Here is a 24,733-nt window from a genome sequence, read left to right on the forward strand (position 1 = left end):
CAATGCCCCTTGCGCTCGATCCACGACGCGGTTTAGCTAACCACAGCAACCGTACCGGACGGTACGGTACGGTTCGGCAGGATGAAACGAAGGCGCAGAGCCATGACCACGACCGAGACCGCCCCCGACCAGACCCTCGCGACGCTACTGCGGATTGCGGATGCGCTTGAGCGGATCGCGCCACCGCGGCGCAAGTCGGCCGACCTCAAAGCCGCCGACGCCTTCGTCTGGCAGACCACGGGCTCGGAGCTTGTGCCGGTGCCGAAGGTCAACCGCGTCGCACTTTCGCTCCTGCGCGGCGTCGACCGTGTCCGCGACACGCTGGCCGAGAATACCGAGCGGTTCGCCAAGGGCCTGCCCGCCAACAACGTGCTGCTCTGGGGTGCACGCGGCATGGGCAAGTCCTCGCTGGTCAAGGCGGTGCATGCCGACACCAACCAGCATCTGCCGAAGGGCGCGCTGCCGCTGAAGCTGATCGAGATCCATCGCGAGGACATCGAGAGCCTCCCTGCCCTGATGAGCCAGCTGCGCAGCGATCCTCACCGCGCCATCGTCTTCTGCGACGATCTGTCCTTCGACAGCGACGACACCTCTTATAAGTCGCTGAAGGCGGTGCTGGACGGCGGCGTCGAGGGGCGCCCCGACAATGTCGTGTTCTACGCCACCTCGAATCGCCGCCACCTGCTGCCGCGCGACATGATGGACAATGAGCGCTCGACCTCGATCAATCCGGGCGAGGCGATCGAGGAGAAGGTCTCGCTCTCGGATCGGTTCGGCCTCTGGCTCGGCTTCCACAAATGCAGCCAGGACGAGTATCTGGAGATGATCAACGGCTATGCCGGCCATTTCGGGCTGGCGATCGACCCGGAGGAGTTGCGCCGCGACGCACTGGAATGGGCGACGACGCGCGGCTCCCGCTCCGGACGCACCGCCTGGCAGTACATCCAGGACCTCGCCGGCCGGCTGGGCAAGCGCCTGGAGGGGTGAAGCGCCGTCGCGTCATGGTCGGACTTGTCCCGACCATCTACGCCTTCATCGATGCAGTGCGGTGTTCAAGACGTGGATGCTCGCAACAAGGGCGAGCATGACGGGCGATCGCAAAACAAACGAAAACGGGGCAGCCCTTCCTGGGGCCGCCCCGTCCTTTTTTCGATCGGGAGGGTCTCGCGAACCGATCGAAGGCTGGCAACTTTTCGCGTCGAACGCGGCTCAGTTGTTGAGGTAGGGAGTCGGATCGACCGGGGTCGAGCCCTTGCGCAGCTCGAAGTGGAGCTGAGGCGAGGAGACGTTGCCGCTCTGGCCCGAACTGGCGACGACCTGGCCGCGCTTGACGGCGTCGCCGCGCTTCACCTTGAGCTCGCCATTATGGGCATAGGCCGAGACATATCCGTTCGGGTGACGGATCAGGACGAGGTTGCCGTAGCCCTTCAGCTCGCTGCCGGCATAGGCGACGGTGCCGCCCTCGGCCGCCTTGACGGGCGTGCCCTCGGGAACCGCGATGTTGATGCCCTCATTGCCGCCCTTGCTGTAGCCGGTGATCACACGGCCGCGAGCCGGCCAGCGGAAATCGGCCTTGTCGCCCGAAGACGCCTGTTCCTCCTGCTTCGGCAGGCTGGCAGTGGTCTTCGGCTCGGCGGCGGGCTCCGCCTTCGGGATCGCGGTCGGCTTCGGCTCGGCGGCGGGTGCGCTCGCCACCACGACCGGCTTCGCCTGCTGCTGAGCGGGAGCGGCGGTCTTCACCGGCTGCGGAACGGGCGCGGGCTTCGCCTCGGCGACGGGCTTTGCGGCCGGCACGGCAGCGCCTGTCTTGCGGGCATCTGCCTTGGCCTTGGCTTCGGCAGCGAAACGGGCACGGGATTCGCGCATCGCCTGGGCGTCTGCGGCGGCCTTGGTCTTGGCTTCCGCGGCAGCGGCGGCCTTGGCATCGGCCGCGGCCTTGGCATGCGCCTTCGCATCGACGACCGGAGCGGGCTGACGGGCCGGAGCCGGACCGGCGACGAAACGCTGCGATGGGGCCGGAGCCGGCGTCGCCTGAGGGGCCGGAGCGGCGGCCGCAACCGGAGCGGAGGTGCCGCTCGCATTGTAGACCGGTACCGTGATCCGTGTGCCCGGCGGCACATTGGCGCTGCTCAGCCCGTTCGCGGACATCAGAGCGGCGCGCGGCACGCCATAGCGCGACGAGATCATGTCGAGATTCTCGCCCTGCGCGATCACGACCGGCGTGCCGCCTTGCGCCGACCAGCCGGCAGCGCTGCCGGAGACGGCCTGCGGCGGCGCCGAGTTCAGCGCAACGGCCGATTGCGGCGGCGGCAGAGGCTGCGCCCGCACGACCGGCGCCGACGGAACCGGCTGCAGCGGCGCGCTGGCAGAGCGCCCGATCGAGCCAGTGGTAGCCGGATCGCGAGCAGGCGCCGGGGCCTGTGCAGTCCTGAAGGGATTGTCGAAAGGGGTCTCGGTGAAGCGCAACGCGTCCGAGGAGCAGGCGCTGACACCGACGGCAAGCAGGCACACCGTCGAGAGACGACGGAGAGCGCGATGATTGATCGATCCGGCTTGGCTACGCATGAACAGAGTACTCGCGAACGACGCAACTCGATGACGGTCATTAAAGTCCCGTTGAGGTTACGAAAGCGTTTCGCTGGCGAAGCCGTCTTCACTTTTTTGGATTCTCGCCGGGAGGGCAGCGGCTCCATGCCGTCTCGCCGCAACCGCCGCCGGTTGGGGCGGTCAGGCGTCAGAGCGCGCGCGAAATACCCGGCACCAGCGGCGGCAGGCGCAGCACCGGCCCGGTCGCGTGGTCGAACTGATCGTCGCCGACGCGCGTGACCACCACCCGCCTTGCCACCCCCTCGATTCGCAGGGCGCCGACCAGTCGTCCGCCATTCGACAGCCGCATCAGCAGCGCCTCGGGCACCGTCTGTGTGACACCGTTGACGAGGATGCGGTCGAAGCGGCCGAGCGTGCGATCGGGCTGGAAGCCATCGGCATGGCGCAGATCGATCTGCTGGCCGAAACCGCTGCCGCTGACCCGCTCATGCGCGGCAAGCGCCAGCGAACGATAGCGCTCCAGCGAAACCACCTCGCCGCCCAACGCCGCCAGCAGCGCCGAGACATAGCCGGAACCGGTGCCCACTTCGAGCACGCGCGCGCCCATCTGCATGTCGAGCGCGCCGAGCAAATTGGCGACGGTATGCGGCGCGGTCATCGTCTGGCCGCAAGGCAGCGGCACCGAGACGTCCTCACGCGCGAGATCGGCAAAGCGGGCCGGCGCGAAACGATCGCGCGGCACCCGCTCCATAGCGCGCAGCAGCGTGAGGTCGCGCACCCCCCGCGCCCTCAGCGACAGCAGGAAGGCGACGGTACGTTCGCCCTCGCTGGCCGGCGCCTCCTCGCTCATGCCCCCTCCTCGCCGCCTCTCAGGCGAAGACTTGCGCGAAGCGGGTCAGCGTCGGCTCATGGGTCAGGTCGAGTTCCAGCGGCGTGACCGAGATGCGGTTCTCGGCCATGGCGCGCAGATCGGTGCCGTTCGCCGGCTCCTTGCGGCTGCGCTGGAAGGCTATCCAGAAATAGGGATTGCCGCGCCCGTCCTTGCGAGGCTCGAGCTTGACCAGCTCCTGGTCGCGCCGGCCCTGCACCGTGACGGCAACGCCCTGCACCTCGCTCGGCCCCGCATTGGGGAAGTTGAGGTTGAAGAGCACGCCCTCGGGAATGCCCTCCGCCAACAGCCGGCGGATGATGCCGGGCGCATGATGCTCGGCGCAGTCCCAGCGGATATTGCTGCGGTCGCCGGGCGTATAGGCCTGGCTGACTGCGATCGAGGGAATGCCGAGCAGCGTGCCCTCCATCGCGGCCGCGATGGTGCCGGAATAGGTCACGTCCTCCGCGACGTTGGAGCCGCGGTTGACGCCAGAGAGCACGAGGTCGGGCCGCGCCTCGGCCATCACCGAGCGCACCGCCATGATGACGCAGTCGGTCGGCGTGCCCGCGACGGCGAAGCGCTTCTCGCTGATCTGGCGGAGTCTCAATGGATTCGACAACGACAGCGAATGCGCCACGCCGGACTGGTCGCTCTCCGGCGCCACGACCCAGACATCGTCGGAGAGCTGGCGCGCGATGCGCTCCAGCACTTCCAGCCCCTCGGCATGGATGCCGTCATCATTGGTGACGAGAATACGCATCTCAGGCCGCCTTCTCGATCTTGGTCACGCCGCGCATATAGGGCACCAGAACCTCCGGCACGGTGATCGAGCCGTCGGAATTCTGGTAGTTCTCCATCACCGCGATCAGCGCCCGGCCGACCGCCGTGCCCGACCCGTTGAGGGTGTGGACGAAGAACGGCCCCTTTCCGTCCCTGGTCTTGTAGCGCGCATTCATGCGCCGCGCCTGGAAATCGCCGCAGACCGAGCAGGACGAGATCTCGCGATAGGTCTTCTGGCCGGGCAGCCAGGCCTCGATGTCCCAGGTCTTCTGCGAGGCGAAGCCCATGTCGCCGGTGCACAGGGTCATCACGCGATAATGCAGGTCGAGCTTCTTCAGCACGTTCTCGGCGCAGGCGAGCATGCGCTCATGCTCCTCGCGCGACTTCTCCGGCGCCGTGATCGAGACGAGCTCGACCTTCTCGAACTGGTGCTGGCGCAGCATGCCGCGCGTATCGCGGCCGGCCGAGCCGGCCTCGGCTCGGAAGCAGGGCGTCAGGGCGCTGAATCGAAGCGGCAGCTCCTCCTCGGAAAGGATTGATTCCCTTGCCAGATTGGTCAGCGGAACCTCGGCGGTAGGGATCAGCCAATGCCCCCCGCCGAACGCGTCGCCCCACTGCTCGGCGCGGGCTTGACCGTGGCGCGCGATGGCGAGATCGCGGCGCAGCCCCTCGACGAAGGCGGTGATCTGGTCGCGCTCGTCCGGCGCAACCTTGCCGTCGTGAAGCGCCTGCATCACCGAGTTGAACGTCGCCTGCTCGAGCTTGCCCTCTTCGGACGCCCAGGTCTCCGCCAGCGATTCCCAGACCTCGGCCGCCGCACCGTGGTTCCTCAGATGCTCGGGCATTTCGAAGGCGACGGCACGGAACTGGTCGCCGGCGAATTTCGGCAGCTGCGCCGTGCCGAACATCGCATCGTCGCGCACCAGCAGCGGCGGATTGACCTCCGTATACCCATGCTCCTCGGTGTGAGTGTCGAGCATGAACTGCCCGATCGCCCGCGACAGCCGCGCGACTTGGGCTTGCAGCACGACGAAGCGCGAGCCCGAGAGCTTGGCCGCCTTCTCGAAATCCATCTGGCCGAGCGCTTCGCCCAGCTCGAAATGCTGCTTGGGGTCGTTGATACCCCTCAGCAGCCCGCGCTCCTCCGGCTTCACGCCATGCATATGCAGCACGACATTGTCATGCTCGTCCGCACCATCCGGCACATCGTCGAACGGCACGTTCGGGATCGCGGCGAGCTTCTCGTCGAGCGCCTCCTTCGCGGCCTTCTCCTCGGCCTCGAGCGCCGGCTGCTCTTCCTTGAGCGCCGCGACCTCGGCCTTCAGCTTCTCGGCGAGCGCGACATCCTTCGCGCCCATCGCCTTGCCGATTTCCTTGGAAAGCGCGTTGCGGCGCTCCTGCACGCCCTGCGCCTTGGCGATGGCGGAACGGCGGACATCATCGAGCGCGAGCAGCGACGACGACAGCGGCTCCAGGCCCCGTCGCGCCAAGCCTCCATCGAACGCCGCGGCGTTCTCGCGAATCCATCTGATGTCGTACATCGTCGTCCGGCCATGCATCGCTGCGGAATGCAGCGCAGGATGCTCTAGACCGGGACGACGCGGGAGGGAACAGAGAACCTTGTAGTGACAGGCCACCGAAACGCGCCGTCATCCCGGACAAGCCGCGCAAGCGGCGCCGCTCCGGGATCCATCACTAGGCTCCAGCTCTACGATGGATCCCGGCGCTCCGCTTAGCTGCGGCCGGGATGACGATGCGGGTGAGAAGACGGACATGGACTTCCGTCAATCAAGATGGATCGTATTGTAGAGATCGCGCCAATTCGGATTCCCGGCCTCAATGAGTGCGATCTTCCGCTCACGCCGCCAGTGCTTGACGCGCTTTTCCTGCGCGATCGCCTCGTCGGCACGTTCATGCCGCTCCGCATAGACAAGATGAATGACGCCGTATCGGCGAACGAACTCGGAGCCACGCCCCTCGCGATGTTCAGCGACCCGGCGGCTGAGGCTTTTTGTGACTCCGACGTACAGCGTGCCGTTCCAGCCGCTCGCCATGATGTAGAGCCACATCCCTTCTCTCCGTCATTCCGGACAAGCCGCGAAGCGGCACCGATCCGGAATCTATCGTAGCGCAAGTCGCTTTACGATGGATTCCGGGTCTTTGCTTCGCTGCGCCCGGAGTGACGATGGAGAGGGAGATCGCCTACTCCGCCGCGTCCTCAGCAGCCTTCGCCGCAGCGCTCTTCTTCTCCACCCGGCGCACCGAGAAGATCGAGAGTTCGTAGAGCAGCAGCATCGGGATCGCGAGCATGAGCTGCGAGATCACGTCCGGCGGGGTCAGCACTGCCGCCACGACGAACACGAAGACGATGGCGTAGCGGCGCTTGTCCTTCAGGAACTGCGAATCGATGATGCCGGCCTGCCCGAGCAGGGTCAGGATCACCGGTAGTTGGAAGGCGATGCCGAAAGCGAAGATCAGCGTCATGATCAGCGACAGGTATTCGCTGACCTTCGGCAGCAGCGCGATGCCGGCCTGGGTCTCGGTCGCAGCCTGCTGCATGCCGAGCGAGAACTTCATCAGCACCGGCATGGCGAAGAAGAAGACCAGCAGCGCGCCCAGCGTGAAAAATACCGGCGTTGCGATCAGATACGGCGCGAAGGCGGCCTTCTCGTTCTTGTAGAGGCCGGGCGCGACGAATTTGTAGACCTGCGTCGCGATCACCGGAAAGGCGAAGAAGCCGGCGCCGAAGGCGGCGACCTTGATATGGGTGAAGAGCAGCTCGAGCGGGCCGGTATAGATCAGCTGCGCATTGGCCGCGCTGCCTGCGGCCCAGACATAGGGCTTCACCAGGATGTTGTAGATCTGCGTCGAGAAGCCGAAGCAGATGAAGAACATGATGAGGAAGGCGATCAGCGACTTGATCAGCCGCGCCCTCAGCTCGATCAGATGCTCGATGAGCGGCGCGCGCGAGGCCTCGATGTCGTCCTCGCCCTCGCGAGGAGTGGCGACGCTCATGCGGAAGTCTCCTCACCCTTGGCGTCGGATGCCTTGGGCTTGCGCTTGCGGGTGGGCTTCGGCGCGTCTTGCGGCGCCTCGCTCGAAGCGGCCTCCGGGAAGGCCGTGTCGGGCTCTTCCGGCGCATCCGCCACGACCTTGGCCCGGCGCGCGCGGGCCGGTTTCGCCTTCTCGGCGATCTCGCCCGCCTCGGTGGCGGGCGCAGCTTCGGCAGCCGGGGCGCTCTCGGCCACCAGCTCTTCCTGAGCCTTCGTCTTGCGCGTCCGCTTCGGCTTGGCCGCGGGAACAGACTCCTCGGCAGGCGTCGGCGTCTCGGCGGCGATGTCGATCGGCGGCAGCTCCGGCGCCGGCAGCGCAGCAAGCTTGGCCTCGGCCTCCTTCAGCGCCGCGTCATCGGGCTGGGTGGCTTCACCCGCGCCCGACGCCGAAAAATCCTTCGGCTCCTCGATCGGCTTGTAGTCGGTGTTGAGCGCGCTCGACACCGACCCGCCGACATCCTCGACCTGTTTCTTGAGGTCCGCGAGCTCGGCCTCGCGCATCGCCTCGTTGAACTGCCCCTGGAATTCGGTTGCCATACGCCGGATACGGCCGACCGTCTGGCCGACCGTGCGTAGGGCTTTGGGCAGATCCTTGGGGCCGATCACCACCAGCGCCACCGCGCCGATCAGCACCATCTCGCTCCAGGCGATGTCGAACATCGAGGGCTCGTCCTCTCGGCGCGCCTCCGCTCAGCCGTCAAGGCCGAGGGATCAGAACGCGCGCATCACCAAAACCGCGTCCAGCGGACGCAAGCCGCATCAGCCCTTGTGCTCGGCCTTGGCCTGAGCCTGCGCAGCTGTGTTGCTGGCCTGGGTATGATCGATCACCTTGGGATCGACATTCGTCGCGCTCGGCGTCGGCTCATCGTCCTCCGCCATGCCCTTCTTGAACGATTTGATACCCTTGGCGACATCGCCCATCAGCTCGGACACCTTGCCGCGCCCGAACAGCAGCATCACGATGACGCCGACGACGATCCAATGCCAAATGCTCACGCCACCCATGGCGAAACTCCTCCGAAAATGCCTCGACCGGGAGAAATCCCCAACCCAATCCTGCCCGGTCGATCGCTCGGCGGCGGAACCTATTGATCTGCCGCCGGAAACACAAGGACTTCGTCGGTCGGAATCTCGACGCCGACCTCGTGGCCCACCGTGATCTCGTCCGACAACGCAGCCCGCACCGAGAGCGCACGGTCGAACCCCTCCACGGCGATCAGCAGATGATCGACCTCGCCCAGGAAGCGCCGCGCGACGAGCCGCCCGGGCAGATAGTAGCCCTTCGGCACAATCCGCACCCGATGCGGCCGGATGCAGGCGATCGCCTCACTTCCCTCCGGCACCCCCGGCGCCGCGAAGCGCCCGAGCGGCGTATCGATCGCGCCTCCCGAGACGCGACCTTCGGCCTCGGTAAAATCGCAGAAAAATCGGGCGGCAAAGAGGCTGGCGGGCCTGCGATAGAGCTCCTCCCCCGTGCCGATCTGGACGATGCGCCCGGCCCGCATCAGCACGATGCGGTCGGCGATGCGCATCGCATCCTCCGGATCATGCGTCACGATGATCGAAGTGGCGCCGGTTTCCTCCAGCAGCGCGGCGGTTTCGTCGCGGACCACGTCGCGCAGGCGCCGGTCGAGATTGGAGAAGGGCTCGTCCATCAAGAGCACGCCGGGGCGCGGCGCGATGGCACGCGCCAGTGCCACGCGCTGCTGCTCGCCGCCGGAGAGCATATGCGGGTAGGCCCCGTAGAAATCGGCAAGGCCGACGCGCGCGAGCGCCCTGAGCGCGGTCGCCTCCGTCGACGCGGCGCTCTGCCCGCGCAGGCCGAAGCAGACATTCTCGCCGACGGTCAGATGCGGGAACAGCGCATAATCCTGAAAGACGAAGCCGACACCGCGATGCTCCGGCTCGACGAACCGGTCCGGTGCCGAAACATCGCGCCCTTCCAGCAGCACCCGCCCCGCGCTCGGCCGCTCGACGCCAGCAGCGAGCCTCAGCAGCGTCGTCTTGCCGCAGCCCGACTGGCCGAGCAGCGCGACGATTTCGCCCGGATCGACCATAAGTGAGACGCCGGATAGCGCCGTCACCTCGCCGAAGCGCTGCGTCACGCCCTCGAAGCCGAGCGCCATCGCAATCGCCGCGCCGGCTGTCCCGCGCCGGCCCCAGCCGAGCCACCCCGCCTTGATCTCGCTGCGTGCCAATGATTGCTCCCTGCGCGGCCCAGTTTCTCAGCCCTCATCCTGAGGAGCAGCCGTCAGGCTGCATCTCGAAGGATGCTCCGGAGCGCGCTGGACCATCCTTCGAGACGTTGCTACGCGGCTCCTCAGGATGAGGGCTGAGGTACACGGCGCCGTCCGCCTCACCCCTGTTGCGGCCCGCCCTCGCCGTCGTCAAGCGGGCTGAACAGATCGCCGAGCGGGTCCTCGTCGTCGCGCAAGCCCGGATCGTCGTCGGGAACCGGCACCTGCAAGTCCCGCGTCAGGCGGCCCTCGATGAAGCCGGTTCCCTTCAACTCCTCCAGGCCCGGCAGGTCGTCGATCCGGTCGAGGCCGAAATGATCGAGGAAGCCGGGCGTCGTGCCGTAGGTCACCGGGCGCCCCGGCGAGCGACGCCGTCCGCGCAGCCGCACCCAGCCGGCCTCCAGCAGAATATCGAGCGTGCCCTTGGCGGTGGCGACGCCGCGGATATCCTCGATCTCGGCCCGCGTCACCGGCTGGTGGTAGGCGATGATCGACAGAACCTCGAGCGCGGCGCGCGACAATTTGCGCGGCGGCTCGGCCTCGGCGGCGAGCAGATAGCCAAGGTCCGGCGCCGTCCGGAAGGCCCAACCGCCGGCAACCTGGCGCAGGTTGACGCCGCGCATGGCATAGCTCTCCGCAAGCCGGGCCAGCACCTGCTCGACCACGATGCCGGGCGGGATCGCCCGGCCCAAGGCCTCCGCCGACAGGGGCACCGCCGACGCGAAAAGCAGCGCCTCGACGATGCGCTGTGCCTGGGCGAAAGCTTCGACGCCGCCGCCATCCGCAGCGTCCAGAGGTTCGGCCGTCGCGGCAGTCATGAGGCATCCTTGCCGGCGAAGGGCAGAATCTGCGGCCGTGCCGAACGACGGCGCAGCTCGATCGGCGCGAAAGCCTCGTTCTGCCGCAGGTCGAGAACCCCTTCCCTGACCATTTCGAGCATGGCCGACAGGGCCGAGGCCCTGACCGTCGCCCGCATCTCCCGCGCCGGCAGGCCATGGGAGGTCATGTATTGCGTCAGATAGCTGTCCAGTTCGGTCCAGTCCCCGGCCTCGCCGATCAGTCGCTGCAACGCCTCGCGGGCTTCCACCAGCGACCAGACGACGCGATGGCCGACCGAGATATGCCCCTGCACCCGCTTCTGGCGTTGATGGGCATAGGCCGCGAGCAGGTCGTAGAGCTCGGCTTCCCAGACCGGACGGGCGCCTGCGACGATCTCCTCGGGGGCGCCGCGCGCGAAGATGTCCTGGCCCAGCCGCTCGCGCGAGGCGAGCTTGCGTGCGGCGGCGCGGATCGCTTCCAGCCGGCGCAGGCGGAGCGCCAGCGCCGTAGCGAGATCGGCCGCGCTCGGCTCCTCCCCCTTGGGCGGCTCGGGCAGCAGCAGCCGCGACTTCAGATAGGCCAGCCACGCCGCCATCACGAGGTAGTCGGCCGCGAGCTCCAGCCTGAGCGCCCGCGCCTCCTCGACGAAGGTGAGATATTGCTCCGCCAGCGCCAGGATCGAGATGCGATGAAGATCGACCTTCTGGCGGCGCGCGAGATCGAGCAACAGGTCGAGCGGCCCCTCATAGCCGTCGACATCGACAACGAGCGAGGGCTCGCCTTCACGGCGCGCGGCATCCTCCTCGAATGGCAACTCGGCCGTCATGCAGCTCTGCCCTCTGCCGCGATCGAGCCTCTCGATCTCTCTGCCCTCATCCCGAGGAGCAGCCCTCAGGCTGCGTCTCGAAGGAGGATCCAGTGCGTTCTGGACCATCCTTCGAGACGCCGCTTCGCGGCTCCTCGGGATGAGGGCTGAGATCTAGGGTCGGCACCGAAGCAAATTCGGCTGTTCAGGCGCTCAGCGCAAGCGCGGCGGCCAATTCCGCGCTCGCAGCCTCAAGATCGATCGGCTCGGGCTCGTGCCGGATGCGGCCGAGTGCCGCCGCCGCGCGGCGTGCGCGGATTCCGGTCATTTCCGGAACCGCGCCGGCGATCGCGACCATCTCCTCCATGATGCCGTGGCAGTGCAGGATCACGTCGACGCCGGCGCGAATGGCGGCGCGCGCCTTGGCCTCGAAGGAACCGGACAGCGCCTTCATCGAAATATCATCGGTCATGATCAGCCCGTCGAAGCCAATCTCGCCACGCATGACCTCGCGCACGATCTTGCGGGAGACGGTCGCCGGATGCTTCGGATCGAGCGCCGTGAACACCACATGCGCCGTCATCGCCAACGGCATGTCGGCGAGGTGCCGGAACGGGCGGAAATCATGCGCCCTGAGTTCGTCGAGCGAAGCATCGACGACAGGCAGGTCGTGATGGCTGTCGGCCCGTGCGCGGCCGTGGCCGGGCATGTGCTTGACGACCGGCAGCACGCCGCCGGCGATCAACCCTTCGGCCGCCGCCCGGCCGAGCCGCGCCACCTGATCGGGATCATAGGCATAAGCGCGGTCGCCGATCACGTCATGGCTGCCCGCCACGGGAACGTCGAGCACCGGCAGGCAGTCCACGTCGATGCCGACGCTCTTCAGGTCATGCGCCATCAGCCGCGCCGAAAGCCGGACGATCTCGCGCTGGCGGACGCGGTCGTTGATGGCGTGGAAAGCGCGCGCCGACGGATATTTCGGCCAGTTCGGCGGGCCCATGCGCTGGACGCGCCCGCCCTCCTGATCGATCAGGATCGGCGCATGCCAGCCGACGGTCTCGCGCATCTCCGCCGTTAGAGCCGCAACCTGCTCGGGCGTCTGCGTGTTGCGCTTGAAGAGGATGAAGCCCCAGGGCCGGGCGTCGCGGAAGAAGGCGCGCTCGTCCGCAGTGAGGCTCGTGCCGAGGCAGCCGGCGATGAAGGCGCGCGATGTCATCGTACCGGGTTAGAAAGCGGCGCGGGCGCGGTCAAGAATGATCCGCGCCCGTCCATCGCGTTACTTCACCTGCTGGTAATTCTGCGCGTTGAACGCGTCGAACGGCAGCTCGGCGATGCGGAACCAGAGCTGCTCCTTCTTCCAGTAGGGAAGGAAGGAATCATAGAAAGTCTTGAAGTTGGGATTGCTGGCGGCAAGCTCGCCATACATGGCGAAGGCCTCCTTGAACGCAGCCGCCATCACCTCCTGCGGGAAGGGCCGCAGCTCGGCGCCAGTGCCGGCAAGGCGAATCAGCGCATCGGGATTGTTGTGGTCGTATTTGGCCACGCACAGCGCATTGGCCTCGGCGCAGGCCGCTTCGACGATCGCCTTGTAGGAGGCCGGCAGCTCGTTCCACTTGTCCTGGTTGGCGAGGAAGCTGACATTGGCGTTCCCCTCCCAGAAGCCCGGATAGTAATAGTACTTGGCGACCTTCACGAAGCCGAGCTTCTCGTCGTCATAGGGGCCGGAGAACTCGACCGCATCGAGCGTGCCGCGCTCTAGCGCCGGATAGATGTCGGCGCCGCCGATGGTCTGCGGCACGACACCGAGGCGGGCCATGATCCGGCCGCCGAGGCCGGCGATACGGAACTTCAGCCCCTTCAGATCCTCCAGCGACTTGATCTCCTTGCGGAACCAGCCGCCCATCTGCGCACCGGTGTTGCCGGACGGGATGGTGTAGATGTTGTAGTTCTTCATGAAGGCGCGGCAGAGCTCCAGCCCGCCGCCCTGATAGAGCCAGGCATTCTGCTGGCGCGTGTTGAAGCCGAAGGGCAGCGAGGTCTCGAAAGCGAAGGCCGGGTCCTTGCCGATATAAAAACTCGCCAGCGTGTGGCTGCACTCGACGGTGCCGTTCTGGACGGCGTCGAGAGCCTGCAGGGCCGGCACGATCTCGCCGGGCGCGAAGACCTGAATCTGGAAGTTGTTGTCGGTCGCCTCTGCGACGCGCTTCGCGACATGGGTCGAGATGCCGTAGAGCGTATCCAGGCTCTTCGGATAGCTCGAGGTCAGCCGCCAGTTGATCTTGGGCTGCGACTGCGCGATTGCGGGGGCAGCGATGGCCGCGCTCCCGGCCGCGCCCGCGCCCGCGACCTTGACGAAATGACGGCGATCCATGGGGTAACCTCCAGCTAGCAACGGCTGCCGTGATATCCTTGGCAGCCTTCTGTTGTTGGCAGGCTACTCGCACGGTCGGGGCGGTGAAACAAGCACGCCCCTCACCCCGCCATGCGCCGGTTTCAAAGCAGAACGGCGGCACCCTTCCGGATGCCGCCGCCCAATTCTCAACCTGCTCCGCGCGAGCTCAGTTCTTCGCGATGAAGCACTGCCCGCCCGCGGCCTGGAGCGCCGAGCACATCGTCGACGCATCCTCGCGGGAATAAGGTCCGACGCGCAGGCGATAGACGGTCTTGCCGCCGGCCAGCTCCGTCTTTCGGACGATCGGCGACTGGCCGCCGAGCTGCTGCGGATATTTGCGCTGCAGCGCGGCAAAGGTGGCCCGAGCCTCGGCTTCGCTGCCCGGCGCGCCGAGCTGCACCACGAAATCGCCGGTCCCGGCCCGTACCGCGGCCGTCGCCGGAGCAGCCTCGGGTGCGGCCGACGCCGGAGCGCTGGCAAGACGGGTCGGAGCCGCCGGCGTGGTCGCGGCAGGCGGTGTCGTCGCACGCTCTTGAACCTTGGGCGCGGCAGGAGCGGGCGCCGCAGCTGCGGAGCGCTGCGGCGAGGGCTGCGCACTCGCCGTGGCAGTGCCGAGCGAGCGGCTCGGGGCCGAGCCCGTCGCGATCGGCTGGTCGATTCCGGTGGGAACCGGCGTTCCATCGGGACGGATCGCGACCGTGCGGACCTTGCGCGGCTCGCCCAGCCCCGGCACCGGAGGCATCGGGATCAGGCCGGGCTCGGCCGGCGTGATGCTGCGCTCCGGCGCGCTCGGCGCGGCGGCCAGAGCCGATCCGGCACCGGGCCCCGGCATGACGACGCGGGGCGGCATCGAGCGGGCGGCCTGCTGAACGTCGACCGGCTGCTCCTCATTGTTGACCAGCTTGCTCTGGCCTTGCGGAGCCTCGGCGCTGCGCTCGTAGATCTGCTTGTTCTGGTTCGGAATCTCGGCGCCGCCCGGATTGGCGGGCTCGACCTTGACCGGGCCACGGTCGGCCGCGATCATCGGTGGCTGGCCGTCCTTGGTCGCCGAACCGCCGCGCATTGCGAAGGTCGCGCCGACGCCGACGAGGCCGACGGCGATGACCGCCGCGGCCGCCCAGAGCCCCTTGCGCGAGCGACGCGGTTCCAGATCCGGCAGATCGTCTTCGGCATATTCCTGGGCCTGAGCGCCGTGCTGGGCCTGGGCGTAGGAGTGCTGGGCCTGCGCATAGGAATATTGCGCCGGCTCTTCGGCATAGGCGGCCTGCATCGCATGGACGCCGCCTTGCTCATCGAGGTCGCGGGCCTGCACGCCGCCGCGCATCGGTGCCGGCTGGGTGTAAGGCAGCGGCTCGGGCAGATCATAATCGTCATACTGAGGTTCGGCATGAACCTGCGGCGGCGCGGCCGGAGCGGCGGAGGTCTGCGCCTGCCGCCTCGGCTCGGTCTGCCGCAGCAGCGCCTCGAATTCATCAAGGGCACCGCGCAGCTCGGCCGGCGGCGCAGCCTGAAGGGGCACGGCCGGCGCGGGAGCCGGCGGCACAACCTCGAAGCTCGGCTCCTGTCGCGGCACCGATCGCGGCGCCGCCGCACGGCGCTCGGCAAAGATATCCTTCAGCGGGTCGTCCTGCCCGACGATGCGGGTCAGCTCCGCCAGCGGATCGGGCGCATGGCCGGAGCGCGGCGCCTGCCCTGCCCCGCGAAGCTGGCGCTCGAGATCTTCAAGATCGAGCGCGAAACGATTCCTAGCGGGCTCACTCATGGTACGATCCATTGCAGCACGAGCCGCCTCCCCCTATGGAAAAGGCGATATCCCGCGCGGTCAACTTGACCTCGTGCGCGCCGCCGGAAATCTCCGTCAGCGCATCTCTTCCGGCGCCGCAACTCCGGCGACAGCCAGACCGGAAGCAAGGACGCTGCGCACTGCGTGCACGAACGCCAATCTCGCCAAGGTCGACTTTCGATCAGTTTGATTAACGAATCGTAATTGCGGCGAGTCTTTGCCCTTGTTCCACAATGAGTGGAAAGCGCTCGCCAGTTCGTGGACGAAAAATGCCACGCGATGCGGCTCGTGCGCCGCGGCCGCTCCCTCGATGATTCGCGGATAGGCCGCGATCGTCTTGAGAATGCCGACCTCGGCCTCGTCGGTCAGGATCGAGAGATCGGCTCCGGCCAGCGCCGCCGGCGAGAGATCGAGATCGGGGAAAACCTCGCGCGCCTGACGGAAGATCGAAGCACAGCGCGCATGCGCGTACTGGACGTAGAAGACCGGATTGTCCTTCGACTGCTCGACCACTTTGGCGAGGTCGAAATCCAGCGTCGCGTCGTTCTTGCGGAAAATCATCATGAAGCGCACGGCGTCGCGGCCGACCTCGTCGATGACCTCCCGCAGGGTGACGAAATCCCCGGAGCGCTTGGACATGCGCACCTGCTCGCCGTTGCGCAGCAGGCGCACGAGCTGGCAGAGCTTGACGTCGAGCGAGCCCTGCCCGTTCGTCACCGCCTTCACCGCCGCCTGCATGCGCTTGACATAGCCGCCATGGTCGGCGCCCCAGACGTCGATCATCTCCGGGAAACCGCGGACGAACTTCGAGCGGTGATAGGCGATGTCGTTGGCGAAATAGGTGTAGCTGCCGTCCGACTTCAGCAGCGGCCGGTCGACATCGTCGCCGAACCGGGTGGCGCGGAAAAGGGTCTGCTCGCGATCCTCCCAATCCTCGTCCTTTTGCCCCTTCGGCGGCGGCAGCCGGCCCTCGTAAACCAGATCGCGCGAGCGCAGATCCTCGATGGTCTGGTGCACGGCGTTGACATCGCCGTCCCTGCCCTGCAGCGAGCGCTCCGAGAAAAAGAGGTCGTGGACGACGCCGAGCGCAGCAAGATCGTCGCGGATCATCGCCATCATGCCGTCGATCGCGGCCTGCCGGACGAGCGGGAGCCAGTCCCACTCGGCCTTGTCGCGCAGCGCCGGCCCGTATCGGTCGGCCAGCGACTGCCCGACCGAGATCAGATAATCACCGGGATAGAGCCCTTCCGGGATCGCGCCGATATCCTCCCCCAGCGCCTCGCGGTAGCGCAGGAACGCCGAGCGGGCGAGCACGTCGACCTGCGCGCCGGCATCGTTGATGTAGTATTCGCGCGTGACGTCATGTCCGGCGAAGGCGAGCAGGCTCGCCAACGCGTCGCCGAACACGGCGCCGCGGCCATGGCCGACATGCATCGGCCCGGTCGGGTTGGCCGAGACATACTCGACATTGACCCTGGGTTCCGGCTTCTGCGCGCCGCGCCCGTAATCCAGCCCGGCCTCGATGGCCGCCTTCAGCACCGCCGTGAACACGGCCGGCTGCAGCGTCAGGTTGATGAAGCCGGGGCCGGCGATCTCCGCCTTGGTGATCTCCGGGTCCTTCGCCAGTTCCTCGACCAGCAGCGCTGCCAGTGCCCGTGGGTTCGTGCCGGCATCCTTGGCCAGCACCATCGCGGCATTGGTGGCGAGATCGCCATGGGCCGGATCCTTGGTCGGCTCGACCACGACGCGCGCGAGATTGAGGCCGGCCGGAAGCGAGCCTCGCTCGGCGAGTGCCGAGAGCGCGGCGTGAAGACGGGCGGAATAGATCTCGAACAGGTTCATTGCGGCCACGAATGCGGAGGAAAGCCGCCCGGCCCTATCGCAGCGGGGGGGTAACGTCAAACAGACGACGGTGCTCGTCGAGCGCATACCAGTCCGTCATGCCGGCAATGTAGTCGGCGATGCGGCGCATCCGGCGGTGATCGTCGAGCCCGTCGCAGCCCGCCGCCCATTCCTCCGGCATTGCAGCAGGATCGGCGCTGAAGCGCTCGAACAGCTCGCGCACCACCTGCGCCGCCTGCTCGCGGATCGGCGCGATCCGCGGGTGCCGGTACATGTTGGGATAGAGGAAGCCCTTGATGGCGCGGTCGGCGGCCTCGATCGCTGGCGAGAAGGCGACGACCGGCGCGTCCGCGCGCCGGATCGCATCGGCGTCGGCCGGCGCCAGCGCCACGAGCCGCGCCTGCGCCTCCCGGATCACGTCCTCGACGAATCGGGTGATCACCCGGCGGACGAGCTCATTGGTCAGGCGCGGCCGTTCCAATCCCGGATGCAATCGCTCGATCTCGCCAAGCAGTTCCGCCAGGAACGGCACGGCTCTGAGTTCGGCATGGCCGAACAGCCCGGCCCGCAGGCCGTCGTCGATGTCGTGGGCATTGTAGGCGATGTCGTCGGCCAGTGCCGCGGCCTGCGCCTCGGCCGAGGCATAGCTATCGAGCCAGAGATCTTGACGCTGCTGATACTCGACGATCGCGATGGGGATGCCGGCCTTGGCATAACGCGCCGTCGGCCTGCCCTCTCGGTCGAGCAACGGGCCGTTGTGCTTGACGAGGCCTTCCAGTGTCTCCCAGCTCAGATTGAGTCCGTCGAAATCGGCATAGCGCTGCTCCAGCCGCGTCACGATCCGGAGCGTCTGGGCGTTGTGGTCGAAACCACCGAAGCCGGTCATGCACTCTTCCAGCGCGTCCTCGCCGGTGTGGCCGAAGGGCGTATGGCCAAGGTCGTGCGCCAGCGCCAGCGCCTCGGCCAGGTCCTCGTCGAGGCCGAGCGCGCGCGCCAGGGCGCGGGCGATCTGTGCGACCTCGATCGTGTGGGTCAGCCGGGTCCGGTAGTGGTCGCCTTCGTGCGACACGAAGACCTGTGTCTTGTGCTTCAGCCGGCGGAAGGCGGTCGAATGGATGATGCGGTCGCGATCACGTTGGAATTCGCCGCGCGTCGCGGAGGCCGGCTCGCCGACGAGCCGCCCGCGGCTCATGCTGGAGCGGCAGGCATAAGGCGCGCGCCAGCGCTCTCCCGGCTCGATGCCGGCAGCGAAGGAAAAGCCGAAGGGTGGGCTCTGTGGATCCGGCATGGCAGCCCCGTCGCGGCGCCGTGCTTGTAGAGGCGCTGCGGGGCCATTACCTTTCAGGACAACCAGGGTGCAAGGAGCATCTGCCCATGTCGACCGATCTTGCGGTCAACCCGCGCGGCATCGCGGTCACCGCAAATGCCGCGAAACGAATTCTCTCGGTGATGGCTCAGGAGCCGCCGGGCTCGATGCTGCGCGTCAGCGTCGCCGGTGGCGGCTGCTCCGGCTTCCAATATATCTTCGACGTCGACCGGGAGCGGGCGCCGGACGATCTCGTCATCGAGCGCGACGGCGCGACCGTCCTGATCGACGAGACCTCGCTCGATCTGCTGGAGGGTTGCACCATCGACTTCGTCGACGACCTGATTGGTCAGTCCTTCCGCATCACCAACCCGAATGCGACGAGTTCCTGTGGTTGCGGAACCTCCTTCGCCGTCTAGGTGCCTAGCCCGCGGTTCCGGACAGCCGCGTCGGCATCGCCCTCGTCTCGATATGCCGTCCGAGGCGGGCGGCCGAGGCGGCGACGATCACTTCGCCAAAAACCCGCACCAGATCGCGATCGAGCTTTCCCGCCATCCCGACCAGCACGGCATAGGCCTCCTCCGGGGGCATCGGCGGCTTGTAGGGGCGCCGCTCGATCAGGGCCGCATAGATGTCGCAGATCGTGATCATCCGAACCGGATCCGGAATCTGGCCGCCAATCAGTCCCTGCGGATAGCCGGATCCGTCGAGGTATTCGTGGTGTGAAAGCACCACAGCCAGAATCATCGGCGCGTATCCACCCTGCGCGACCAGCATGTCATGGCCGATCTGCGGATGTTGCCAGATGGTCTTGCGCTCCTCCGCCGTCAGTCCGCCGGGCTTGCGCAGAATTGCGAGCGGAATCCGCGCCTTGCCGATGTCGTGAAGCACGGCCGCGCCGGTGATGAGCCGTCGATCGGCCTCGCCGAAGCCGAGGCGGTGCGCAAAAGCGGCCGCCAGCCCCGAGACGAGCAGGCAATGCTGATAGGTGGCGTCGTCATGTTGCCAGACGAGATCGAGCCACGCATCGAGGTCACCGCCTTCCGCCGCACGATTGAGCGCCTCGACGCTGCCGTTGATCGCCGCTGCCGGCAGATGTCCCCCGGTCGCAGCCGCATCGAGCAGATCGCCGAGGGCTGCCGAGGCTGCGATGAAACGGCCCTGGAGCCCGGCGCCGGTGCTCGTCGGAGCGGCCGAGCCGAGCAGATGGCCGACCCTGTCCAGCAGAACGGAGCGAGGCGCGTCGACGGACAGCACCTCGCGCGCACCGAGTGCGTGAGCCTGCGTCTGAGAACGCGGCGACATGTCTCCCAGCAAGAAAAGGCAGGGCGCTCCGGCGAGTCGATAGGGTGCGAGGATGGTACGCGCCGTCTCGATGGCGGCGCGGCTCGACAGGTCGAGATCGACGACGAGCAGCCGACCGCTTGCCGTAACGGAGCCCAGCTCGCTCGGGCCGCACGCCGAACAGGCGCCCCAGAGCGAGAGCGTACGCTGCAGTGAATGGCGCCGGCCGTCGTGATCGCTGACGAGAACGAGGATGGAGAGGCCTCCCGAGAAAGCCTCATCATAAGCGCGTCGATTGAGGAAGCGTAAAAGCGAACTGCGTGCTTAAGCCGATCGGCCGGAATGTCGCCGACAGCGGCTCGGCGACGCGCCCGATTTCGTCGTCATGCTTAGCGGTTCGTCAATGCGAGACGGCAGCACCGCCCTGCTCGAGCCTGATCTCTGCGGCCATCAACCCCTTCGGCCCGGGGCCGTAGCGCACCAGAACTGTCTGTCCCGGGATCAGCTCGACGAGGCCGTAGCGCCGCAGCGTCTCAATATGCACGAAGATGTCGGGTGCGCCCTCGCCCTTTGAGACGAAGCCGAAGCCGCGCAGCCGGTTGAACCATTTCACCACCATGAGCTCGAGCCCGCTGGTCGGCGTAACCGCGACGTTCGTGCGCGCCATCGGCATCTCGGAGGGGTGGCGCCCGGAGGAGGTGTCGATCGAGAGCACCCTCACGGCCTGGCGCCCGCGATTCTTCTCGACGGCTTCGAGCACGATGCGAGCGCCTTCCGCTATCGTATTGAAACCATCGCGCTTCAGAATGGTGACATGCACGAGGATATCGGCGCCGCCCGTTTCGGGAACGACGAAGCCGTAGCCTTTCGAGACGTCGAACCATTTGACGTAGCCGGCAATCTCGACCGGAACCTCGGAAGCGTGACCGCTTGGCCCATCGAGCCGCATGACGCGGTTGAGTGACTGGATGGGACCCATCGGTGGCCGCCCGCTCTCACCGAATTCGTCGGACATGTGCCGCTCGCCCCCACGCACAACGCTTGATTCGTGTAGCCACGATAGCATCGCTAAGGATGCGGTATACAGCCCCCACGCCGTCGTCCACATCTCCGCGGGCTCCGATGGTGCGGAAACTGCCGCTCGCGCCCGTCAGGATGCGGGACCGGCCTCGGATGGCTCCTATCGAGCCTATCGACTCAGGGGGCGAGCCGCCCCAGGGCCGCTCCGCTTTCCGCGCGGATGACGAGATCGGCGATCGGATCGAGCTCCGTCGGCTCCCGATTGAGGATGACGAGCTTCGCGCCCTGCCGCTTCGCGATCACGGGCAGCGTCGCCGCAGGGTAGACGACCAGCGACGAGCCGACGACGAGGAAGAGGTCGCAATCCAGCGCAAGCGCCTGCGCCCGCATCATCGCCTCCTGCGGCATCGCCTGGCCGAAAGAGATCGTCGCCGATTTCACCGGCCCCGTGCACATGATGCAGCTCGGCGGCTCGCCGCTCGCCTCGAAGGCCGGGCGGATCGCCGCGAGCTCATGGCGCCAGCCGCATGTGAGGCAGGTCGCGTAGGTGCCGTTGCCGTGCAGCTCGATCACCTGATCGGCCGGCACGCCGGAGGCCTGGTGCAGCCCGTCGATGTTCTGGGTGATGATGGCGGGGGAACGCCCGTCCGCGACCAGCTTCGCCAGGGCCTGATGGCCGATATTGGGCCGGGCCTCGCGATAGTGGTCGTCCATCGTGAATTTGCGCCGCCAGGCCTCGATCCGCGCCTCGCGGCTCTGCACGAACGCCTCGAACGGGATCGGCTTGTTGACCATCCAGGGCGAACCGGGCGAACGGAAATCCGGCACGCCCGATTCCGTCGAGATGCCGGCGCCTGTGAAGCTGAGAATGCTGTCGGCCCGGTCGAGCATCGCATGAAGCTCGGCGATCGCGTCCTCGGTCTCGTCCTGCATGGCTGCGCTCACCCGGTTGAACTGGAAGCCCGCCAGATATGGGCCGCGCTTGCGACGCTTCCAAGGCGATTGACGCAACGAGGCGCAGGCAGCAAACCAGTCGGATCATGCCGACGCCCCTGCTCGCCCCGCTCAATCCCGATCTCATCGACACCGGCACCCCGCCCATCCCCGAGGCCCAGGGCTGGGCGCGCGCCTATGACGGGCGCTTCGGACCGCTGGTCGACCTGTCGCAGGCCGTCCCCGGCTCGCCGCCGCCGCAGGTGCTGCTCGACAAGCTCGCCGAGGCGGCTGCGGACGCCTCCGCCACGCGCTATGGCAGCATCACCGGTGACGCATCGCTGCGCGCAGCCTATGCGGCGGAGATTTCGCGGATCTACGGCGCGCCCTTCGCCCCCGGCGAAGTGGCCGTCACCTCGGGCTGCAATCAGGCCTACGCCGTGACCATGATGGCGCTCGCCCGAGCCGGCGACAACGTGCTGCTGCCGACGCCCTGGTACTTCAATCACGAGATGACGCTGACGATGCTAGGCATCGAGCCGCGCCCGTTGCCCTGCGCACCCCAGGCCGGGTTCGTCCCCGACACGGCGACGGCAGAGGCGCTGATCGACGATCGCACCCGCGCGATCGTGCTGGTCACGCCCAACAACCCGACGGGCGCGGTCTACCCACCGGAAACCATTGCGGCATTCGCCGCACTCTGTGCCCGGCGCGGCATCTGGCTGGTGCTCGACGAGACCTATCGCGACTTCCTGCCCGCCACTATCGCAACGCCGCATGAGGTCTTCACCGCAAGCGGCTGGCAGGATTCAGTGATCGGTCTCTACAGCTTCTCGAAGGCTTATGCCGTTCCCGGCTGGCGGCTCGGAGCCATTACGGCAGGAGAGGCCGTCCTAACCCAGATCGGCAAGGTGCTCGACTGCGTGCAGATCAGCCCGGTTCGAGCCGGGCAGACCGCCATCACCTGGGGCATCGACGGCATCCGCGACTGGCGCGAGCGCAACCGCGCCGAGATCAACGACCGCGCGGCATCGTTCCGCGGGGCGATGGCGCCGCTGAACGACTGGCGTGTGCTGTCGGCAGGCGCCTATTTCGCCTATGTCGCCCACCCCTTCGAAGGCACGCCGGCAGCCGAGGTCGTGCGCCGCCTGGTAGAGGAGCGCGGCGTCCTCGCCCTGCCCGGCCCCTATTTCGGGCCTGGGCAGGAAAACCATCTGCGCATCGCGATCGCCAATGTCGCAGCCGAGCGGATCGGCCTGCTCGGCGACCGGCTCAAGGGCTTCTCGATCTGAGAGATTTGCCGGGAGCGCAGTTGCCCCGTCATGCTCGCCCTTGTGGCGAGCATCCACGTCTTGGGCACCGCATATTGTGAACGAAGACGTGGATGGTCGGGCCAAGCCCGACCATGACGCGAGAATGGGCCAGAGCTTCCGTACAGGAGACCGCTTCTACCGGAACAGCGCCCGGTAGCGGTCGCGATAGGCGAAGACCAGCAGCAAGCCCAGCACCGTCATGATGAGCGCGATGGGAAGACCCTGCGGGTTCAGCACGAGGTGGAAGAACACGATCACCGTCATGATCGGCGCGAGCAGCGCGAGGCCCAAGGCCGGCGCCAGGTTGAACAGCAGGTTCAATCCCCCGACCAGGTTCACCACCTTGACCATCGGCCAGATGAAGCCCGAGTTCTGAAGGGCCGCCTCGAAGGCGAGCCCGCGTTCGCTCGTCGGCGGATGAATGAGATTGGTCCCGGTCGCCAGCCACCAAAAGCCGTCGATGGCGCTAACGAGGAAAAGCAGCCCGAGCAGAACACGCGGGATCGTTACGAGAAACACGGTCTTCATGATGTCCCCAACCGATGGCAGATAAGCCGGCCCACCTCGACGGTCGCGCCGGCCCGCTGCTTGGTCGCAGCCTGAACCGATCCGGTTCAGGGCGTCGCGAAAAATCGCCGCAGCCCTGCTGCGAGACCTGCCGAAAATCATCGGCGGACAATCCGCCACGCGCTTGTGAGATGCGCCGGGCGGAATTTCATGGCCTTGAAGCCGCACGTTTTCTCCAATGTGCGAGCATGCCGAGCGATGAACAGCGCCCACACCCGCCGCACCCTGCTTCAGCTCGCAGGAGCCTCCTCGCTCGCGGCAGCCGCATCCTTCGCCGCCCGCGCCGAGGGGGGACCGGTCGCAGCACCCGCAGCGGGGCCGGGCTTCGCAAGCAGGACGCCGATCAGGGTGGGTGCCGCGGCGCTCAAGGTGCGCGATGTCGAGCGTGTGACCAACTATTACCGCGACGTCATCGGCCTGTCCGTGCTGGCGCGCGGCGCCGCCTCCGTCACGCTCGGCACCGGCGAAGGCGCCCTGCTCACGCTGGAGCCGCGGCCGGATGCGGCGCTGGAGCCTCCGACCGCCGCCGGGCTCTTCCACATCGCTTTCCTGATGCCGAGCCGGCGCGATCTGGCGCGCTGGCTGATCCATGTCGCGCGCAACCGCACGCCGTTGACGGGCTTCGCCGACCACAGCGTCAGCGAGGCCGTCTATCTCAACGATCCCGAAGGCAACGGCATCGAGGTCTATGCCGACCGCCCCGCCGAAGGCTGGCGCTGGGAAAACGGCCGGGTCGTGATGGGCACCCACCGGCTCGACGTCGACGGCATCCTGGCGCTCACCGATACGCGCGCAACCGACTACGCCAAGGCGCCGGACGGGTTGCGCATCGGGCACATCCATCTGCGCGTCGGCGATGTCGATGCGGGCGACCGCTTCTATCGCGATCTGCTCGGTCTGGCGCCGACGAGCCGGCGCGATACCGCGAGCTTTCTGTCCTCGGGCGGCTACCATCATCACCTGGCGCTGAACACCTGGAACAGCGCGGGCGCCGGGCCGCGCGACGAAGGCAGCACCGGCCTCGCCTGGTTCTCGCTGATGGCGGAAAAGCGCGAGCTGATGGCCGCTCAGGCCGACCGCCTCGCTGCGGCCGGCGTCACGACAACGCCGCTCTCCGGCGGGTTCGAGAGCCTCGACCCCTGGGGCACGCGCGTCAGGCTGCTGCAGGGCTGAGGAAAGCC

The 24,733-nt window shown here is 67.3% G+C and carries 24 protein-coding genes; 4 read left to right on the top strand and 20 right to left on the bottom strand.

Annotated features, from left to right (window positions below):
• Positions 1-102 precede the first annotated feature (102 nt).
• On the top strand, positions 103-987 hold the full coding sequence (locus tag AC1DEZ_RS03555; protein ID WP_476778650.1) for an ATP-binding protein: 885 nt from the start codon (positions 103-105) through the stop codon (positions 985-987).
• Between the two features lie 222 nt (positions 988-1,209).
• On the opposite strand, the gene AC1DEZ_RS03560 is transcribed toward AC1DEZ_RS03555, so the two are convergent.
• From AC1DEZ_RS03560 to AC1DEZ_RS03635, 16 genes are all read right to left on the bottom strand, one after another.
• Positions 1,210-2,565 (bottom strand): peptidoglycan DD-metalloendopeptidase family protein, encoded by a 1,356-nt coding sequence (locus AC1DEZ_RS03560; RefSeq protein WP_476778651.1) that lies wholly within the window; start codon positions 2,563-2,565, stop codon positions 1,210-1,212.
• A gap of 169 nt (positions 2,566-2,734) precedes the next feature.
• Positions 2,735-3,397, bottom strand: coding sequence for a protein-L-isoaspartate O-methyltransferase family protein (locus AC1DEZ_RS03565; RefSeq protein WP_476778652.1), 663 nt, complete (start codon positions 3,395-3,397; stop codon positions 2,735-2,737).
• 19 nt (positions 3,398-3,416) lie between these two features.
• Entirely contained in the window at positions 3,417-4,178 is a 762-nt protein-coding gene (gene surE, locus AC1DEZ_RS03570; protein ID WP_476778653.1) for a 5'/3'-nucleotidase SurE, read from the bottom strand.
• 1 nt (position 4,179) lies between these two features.
• A complete protein-coding gene (gene serS / locus AC1DEZ_RS03575) occupies positions 4,180-5,739 on the bottom strand; it encodes a serine--tRNA ligase (protein WP_476778654.1) in 1,560 nt (519 codons plus the stop codon).
• Between the two features lie 243 nt (positions 5,740-5,982).
• Positions 5,983-6,267 (bottom strand): GIY-YIG nuclease family protein, encoded by a 285-nt coding sequence (locus tag AC1DEZ_RS03580; RefSeq protein WP_476778655.1) that lies wholly within the window; start codon positions 6,265-6,267, stop codon positions 5,983-5,985.
• 133 nt (positions 6,268-6,400) lie between these two features.
• Positions 6,401-7,213: a twin-arginine translocase subunit TatC gene (gene tatC, locus AC1DEZ_RS03585; protein WP_476778656.1), complete on the bottom strand. Its 813-nt coding sequence runs from the start codon at positions 7,211-7,213 to the stop codon at positions 6,401-6,403.
• A complete protein-coding gene (gene tatB, locus AC1DEZ_RS03590) occupies positions 7,210-7,911 on the bottom strand; it encodes a Sec-independent protein translocase protein TatB (protein WP_476778657.1) in 702 nt (233 codons plus the stop codon). Before tatB ends, tatC begins: the two co-directional genes overlap by 4 nt.
• 99 nt (positions 7,912-8,010) lie before the next feature.
• A complete protein-coding gene (locus AC1DEZ_RS03595) occupies positions 8,011-8,256 on the bottom strand; it encodes a twin-arginine translocase TatA/TatE family subunit (protein ID WP_441470671.1) in 246 nt (81 codons plus the stop codon).
• Positions 8,257-8,336: 80 nt separating this feature from the next.
• Positions 8,337-9,449: an ABC transporter ATP-binding protein gene (locus AC1DEZ_RS03600; protein ID WP_476778658.1), complete on the bottom strand. Its 1,113-nt coding sequence runs from the start codon at positions 9,447-9,449 to the stop codon at positions 8,337-8,339.
• Between the two features lie 158 nt (positions 9,450-9,607).
• Entirely contained in the window at positions 9,608-10,306 is a 699-nt protein-coding gene (gene scpB, locus AC1DEZ_RS03605; RefSeq protein ID WP_476778659.1) for an SMC-Scp complex subunit ScpB, read from the bottom strand.
• Entirely contained in the window at positions 10,303-11,133 is an 831-nt protein-coding gene (locus tag AC1DEZ_RS03610; RefSeq protein WP_441512732.1) for a segregation and condensation protein A, read from the bottom strand. The genes scpB and AC1DEZ_RS03610 overlap by 4 nt, the downstream gene beginning before the upstream one ends.
• Before the next feature lie 184 nt (positions 11,134-11,317).
• The gene (nagZ, locus tag AC1DEZ_RS03615; RefSeq protein ID WP_476778660.1) at positions 11,318-12,328 is read right to left on the bottom strand and encodes a beta-N-acetylhexosaminidase; all 1,011 of its coding nucleotides are present in this window, start codon (positions 12,326-12,328) and stop codon (positions 11,318-11,320) included.
• Between the two features lie 60 nt (positions 12,329-12,388).
• Positions 12,389-13,483, bottom strand: a complete 1,095-nt coding sequence (locus tag AC1DEZ_RS03620) for a TRAP transporter substrate-binding protein (RefSeq protein WP_441470675.1) — start codon at positions 13,481-13,483, stop codon at positions 12,389-12,391.
• 187 nt (positions 13,484-13,670) lie between these two features.
• The gene (locus AC1DEZ_RS03625) at positions 13,671-15,266 is read right to left on the bottom strand and encodes an SPOR domain-containing protein (protein WP_476778661.1); all 1,596 of its coding nucleotides are present in this window, start codon (positions 15,264-15,266) and stop codon (positions 13,671-13,673) included.
• A gap of 96 nt (positions 15,267-15,362) precedes the next feature.
• Entirely contained in the window at positions 15,363-17,129 is a 1,767-nt protein-coding gene (gene argS, locus AC1DEZ_RS03630; protein WP_476778662.1) for an arginine--tRNA ligase, read from the bottom strand.
• A gap of 34 nt (positions 17,130-17,163) precedes the next feature.
• Positions 17,164-18,417, bottom strand: a complete 1,254-nt coding sequence (locus AC1DEZ_RS03635) for a deoxyguanosinetriphosphate triphosphohydrolase (RefSeq protein WP_476778663.1) — start codon at positions 18,415-18,417, stop codon at positions 17,164-17,166.
• An 86-nt stretch (positions 18,418-18,503) separates the two neighbouring features.
• Between AC1DEZ_RS03635 and AC1DEZ_RS03640 the strand changes: the two genes are divergently transcribed.
• Positions 18,504-18,854 (top strand): HesB/IscA family protein, encoded by a 351-nt coding sequence (locus tag AC1DEZ_RS03640; RefSeq protein ID WP_441512737.1) that lies wholly within the window; start codon positions 18,504-18,506, stop codon positions 18,852-18,854.
• 4 nt (positions 18,855-18,858) lie between these two features.
• On the opposite strand, the gene AC1DEZ_RS03645 is transcribed toward AC1DEZ_RS03640, so the two are convergent.
• The 3 genes from AC1DEZ_RS03645 to AC1DEZ_RS03655 all read right to left on the bottom strand — a co-directional run bounded on the left by AC1DEZ_RS03645 (position 18,859) and on the right by AC1DEZ_RS03655 (position 21,672).
• Positions 18,859-19,740: an HD-GYP domain-containing protein gene (locus AC1DEZ_RS03645; protein WP_476778664.1), complete on the bottom strand. Its 882-nt coding sequence runs from the start codon at positions 19,738-19,740 to the stop codon at positions 18,859-18,861.
• Positions 19,741-20,119: 379 nt separating this feature from the next.
• Entirely contained in the window at positions 20,120-20,734 is a 615-nt protein-coding gene (locus AC1DEZ_RS03650; protein WP_476778665.1) for a cold-shock protein, read from the bottom strand.
• Positions 20,735-20,916: 182 nt separating this feature from the next.
• Entirely contained in the window at positions 20,917-21,672 is a 756-nt protein-coding gene (locus AC1DEZ_RS03655; RefSeq protein ID WP_441512740.1) for an SIR2 family NAD-dependent protein deacylase, read from the bottom strand.
• 107 nt (positions 21,673-21,779) lie between these two features.
• Here AC1DEZ_RS03655 and AC1DEZ_RS03660 point away from each other — a divergent pair, with 107 nt between their 5' ends.
• Complete coding sequence (locus AC1DEZ_RS03660; protein WP_476778666.1) at positions 21,780-22,964, top strand: aminotransferase; 1,185 nt, start codon at positions 21,780-21,782, stop codon at positions 22,962-22,964.
• A gap of 156 nt (positions 22,965-23,120) precedes the next feature.
• Here the strand turns inward: AC1DEZ_RS03660 and AC1DEZ_RS03665 are convergent, their stop codons facing one another.
• Positions 23,121-23,513 carry a hypothetical protein gene (locus tag AC1DEZ_RS03665; protein ID WP_476778667.1) on the bottom strand — a complete coding sequence of 131 codons (393 nt, stop codon included), beginning with the start codon at positions 23,511-23,513 and terminating at the stop codon, positions 23,121-23,123.
• Between the two features lie 237 nt (positions 23,514-23,750).
• Between AC1DEZ_RS03665 and AC1DEZ_RS03670 the strand changes: the two genes are divergently transcribed.
• Positions 23,751-24,725 carry a VOC family protein gene (locus tag AC1DEZ_RS03670; RefSeq protein WP_476778668.1) on the top strand — a complete coding sequence of 325 codons (975 nt, stop codon included), beginning with the start codon at positions 23,751-23,753 and terminating at the stop codon, positions 24,723-24,725.
• Positions 24,726-24,733 lie beyond the last annotated feature (8 nt).

Source organism: Allobosea sp. 10L422 (assembly GCF_056395345.1).

Coding starts and splice junctions, on each gene's coding strand:
- AC1DEZ_RS03610 (WP_441512732.1), bottom strand. CDS start 11,133: ATGACGGCCGAGTTGCCATTCGAGGAGGATGCCGCGCGCCGTGAAGGC.
- AC1DEZ_RS03625 (WP_476778661.1), bottom strand. CDS start 15,266: ATGAGTGAGCCCGCTAGGAATCGTTTCGCGCTCGATCTTGAAGATCTC.
- AC1DEZ_RS03650 (WP_476778665.1), bottom strand. CDS start 20,734: ATGTCCGACGAATTCGGTGAGAGCGGGCGGCCACCGATGGGTCCCATC.
- serS (WP_476778654.1), bottom strand. CDS start 5,739: ATGTACGACATCAGATGGATTCGCGAGAACGCCGCGGCGTTCGATGGA.
- surE (WP_476778653.1), bottom strand. CDS start 4,178: ATGCGTATTCTCGTCACCAATGATGACGGCATCCATGCCGAGGGGCTG.
- nagZ (WP_476778660.1), bottom strand. CDS start 12,328: ATGACATCGCGCGCCTTCATCGCCGGCTGCCTCGGCACGAGCCTCACT.
- AC1DEZ_RS03635 (WP_476778663.1), bottom strand. CDS start 18,417: ATGCCGGATCCACAGAGCCCACCCTTCGGCTTTTCCTTCGCTGCCGGC.
- scpB (WP_476778659.1), bottom strand. CDS start 10,306: ATGACTGCCGCGACGGCCGAACCTCTGGACGCTGCGGATGGCGGCGGC.
- AC1DEZ_RS03620 (WP_441470675.1), bottom strand. CDS start 13,483: ATGGATCGCCGTCATTTCGTCAAGGTCGCGGGCGCGGGCGCGGCCGGG.
- AC1DEZ_RS03665 (WP_476778667.1), bottom strand. CDS start 23,513: ATGAAGACCGTGTTTCTCGTAACGATCCCGCGTGTTCTGCTCGGGCTG.
- AC1DEZ_RS03640 (WP_441512737.1), top strand. CDS start 18,504: ATGTCGACCGATCTTGCGGTCAACCCGCGCGGCATCGCGGTCACCGCA.
- AC1DEZ_RS03560 (WP_476778651.1), bottom strand. CDS start 2,565: ATGCGTAGCCAAGCCGGATCGATCAATCATCGCGCTCTCCGTCGTCTC.
- AC1DEZ_RS03555 (WP_476778650.1), top strand. CDS start 103: ATGACCACGACCGAGACCGCCCCCGACCAGACCCTCGCGACGCTACTG.
- argS (WP_476778662.1), bottom strand. CDS start 17,129: ATGAACCTGTTCGAGATCTATTCCGCCCGTCTTCACGCCGCGCTCTCG.
- AC1DEZ_RS03670 (WP_476778668.1), top strand. CDS start 23,751: ATGAACAGCGCCCACACCCGCCGCACCCTGCTTCAGCTCGCAGGAGCC.
- tatC (WP_476778656.1), bottom strand. CDS start 7,213: ATGAGCGTCGCCACTCCTCGCGAGGGCGAGGACGACATCGAGGCCTCG.
- AC1DEZ_RS03660 (WP_476778666.1), top strand. CDS start 21,780: ATGCCGACGCCCCTGCTCGCCCCGCTCAATCCCGATCTCATCGACACC.
- tatB (WP_476778657.1), bottom strand. CDS start 7,911: ATGTTCGACATCGCCTGGAGCGAGATGGTGCTGATCGGCGCGGTGGCG.
- AC1DEZ_RS03565 (WP_476778652.1), bottom strand. CDS start 3,397: ATGAGCGAGGAGGCGCCGGCCAGCGAGGGCGAACGTACCGTCGCCTTC.
- AC1DEZ_RS03645 (WP_476778664.1), bottom strand. CDS start 19,740: ATGTCGCCGCGTTCTCAGACGCAGGCTCACGCACTCGGTGCGCGCGAG.
- AC1DEZ_RS03655 (WP_441512740.1), bottom strand. CDS start 21,672: ATGCAGGACGAGACCGAGGACGCGATCGCCGAGCTTCATGCGATGCTC.
- AC1DEZ_RS03595 (WP_441470671.1), bottom strand. CDS start 8,256: ATGGGTGGCGTGAGCATTTGGCATTGGATCGTCGTCGGCGTCATCGTG.
- AC1DEZ_RS03580 (WP_476778655.1), bottom strand. CDS start 6,267: ATGTGGCTCTACATCATGGCGAGCGGCTGGAACGGCACGCTGTACGTC.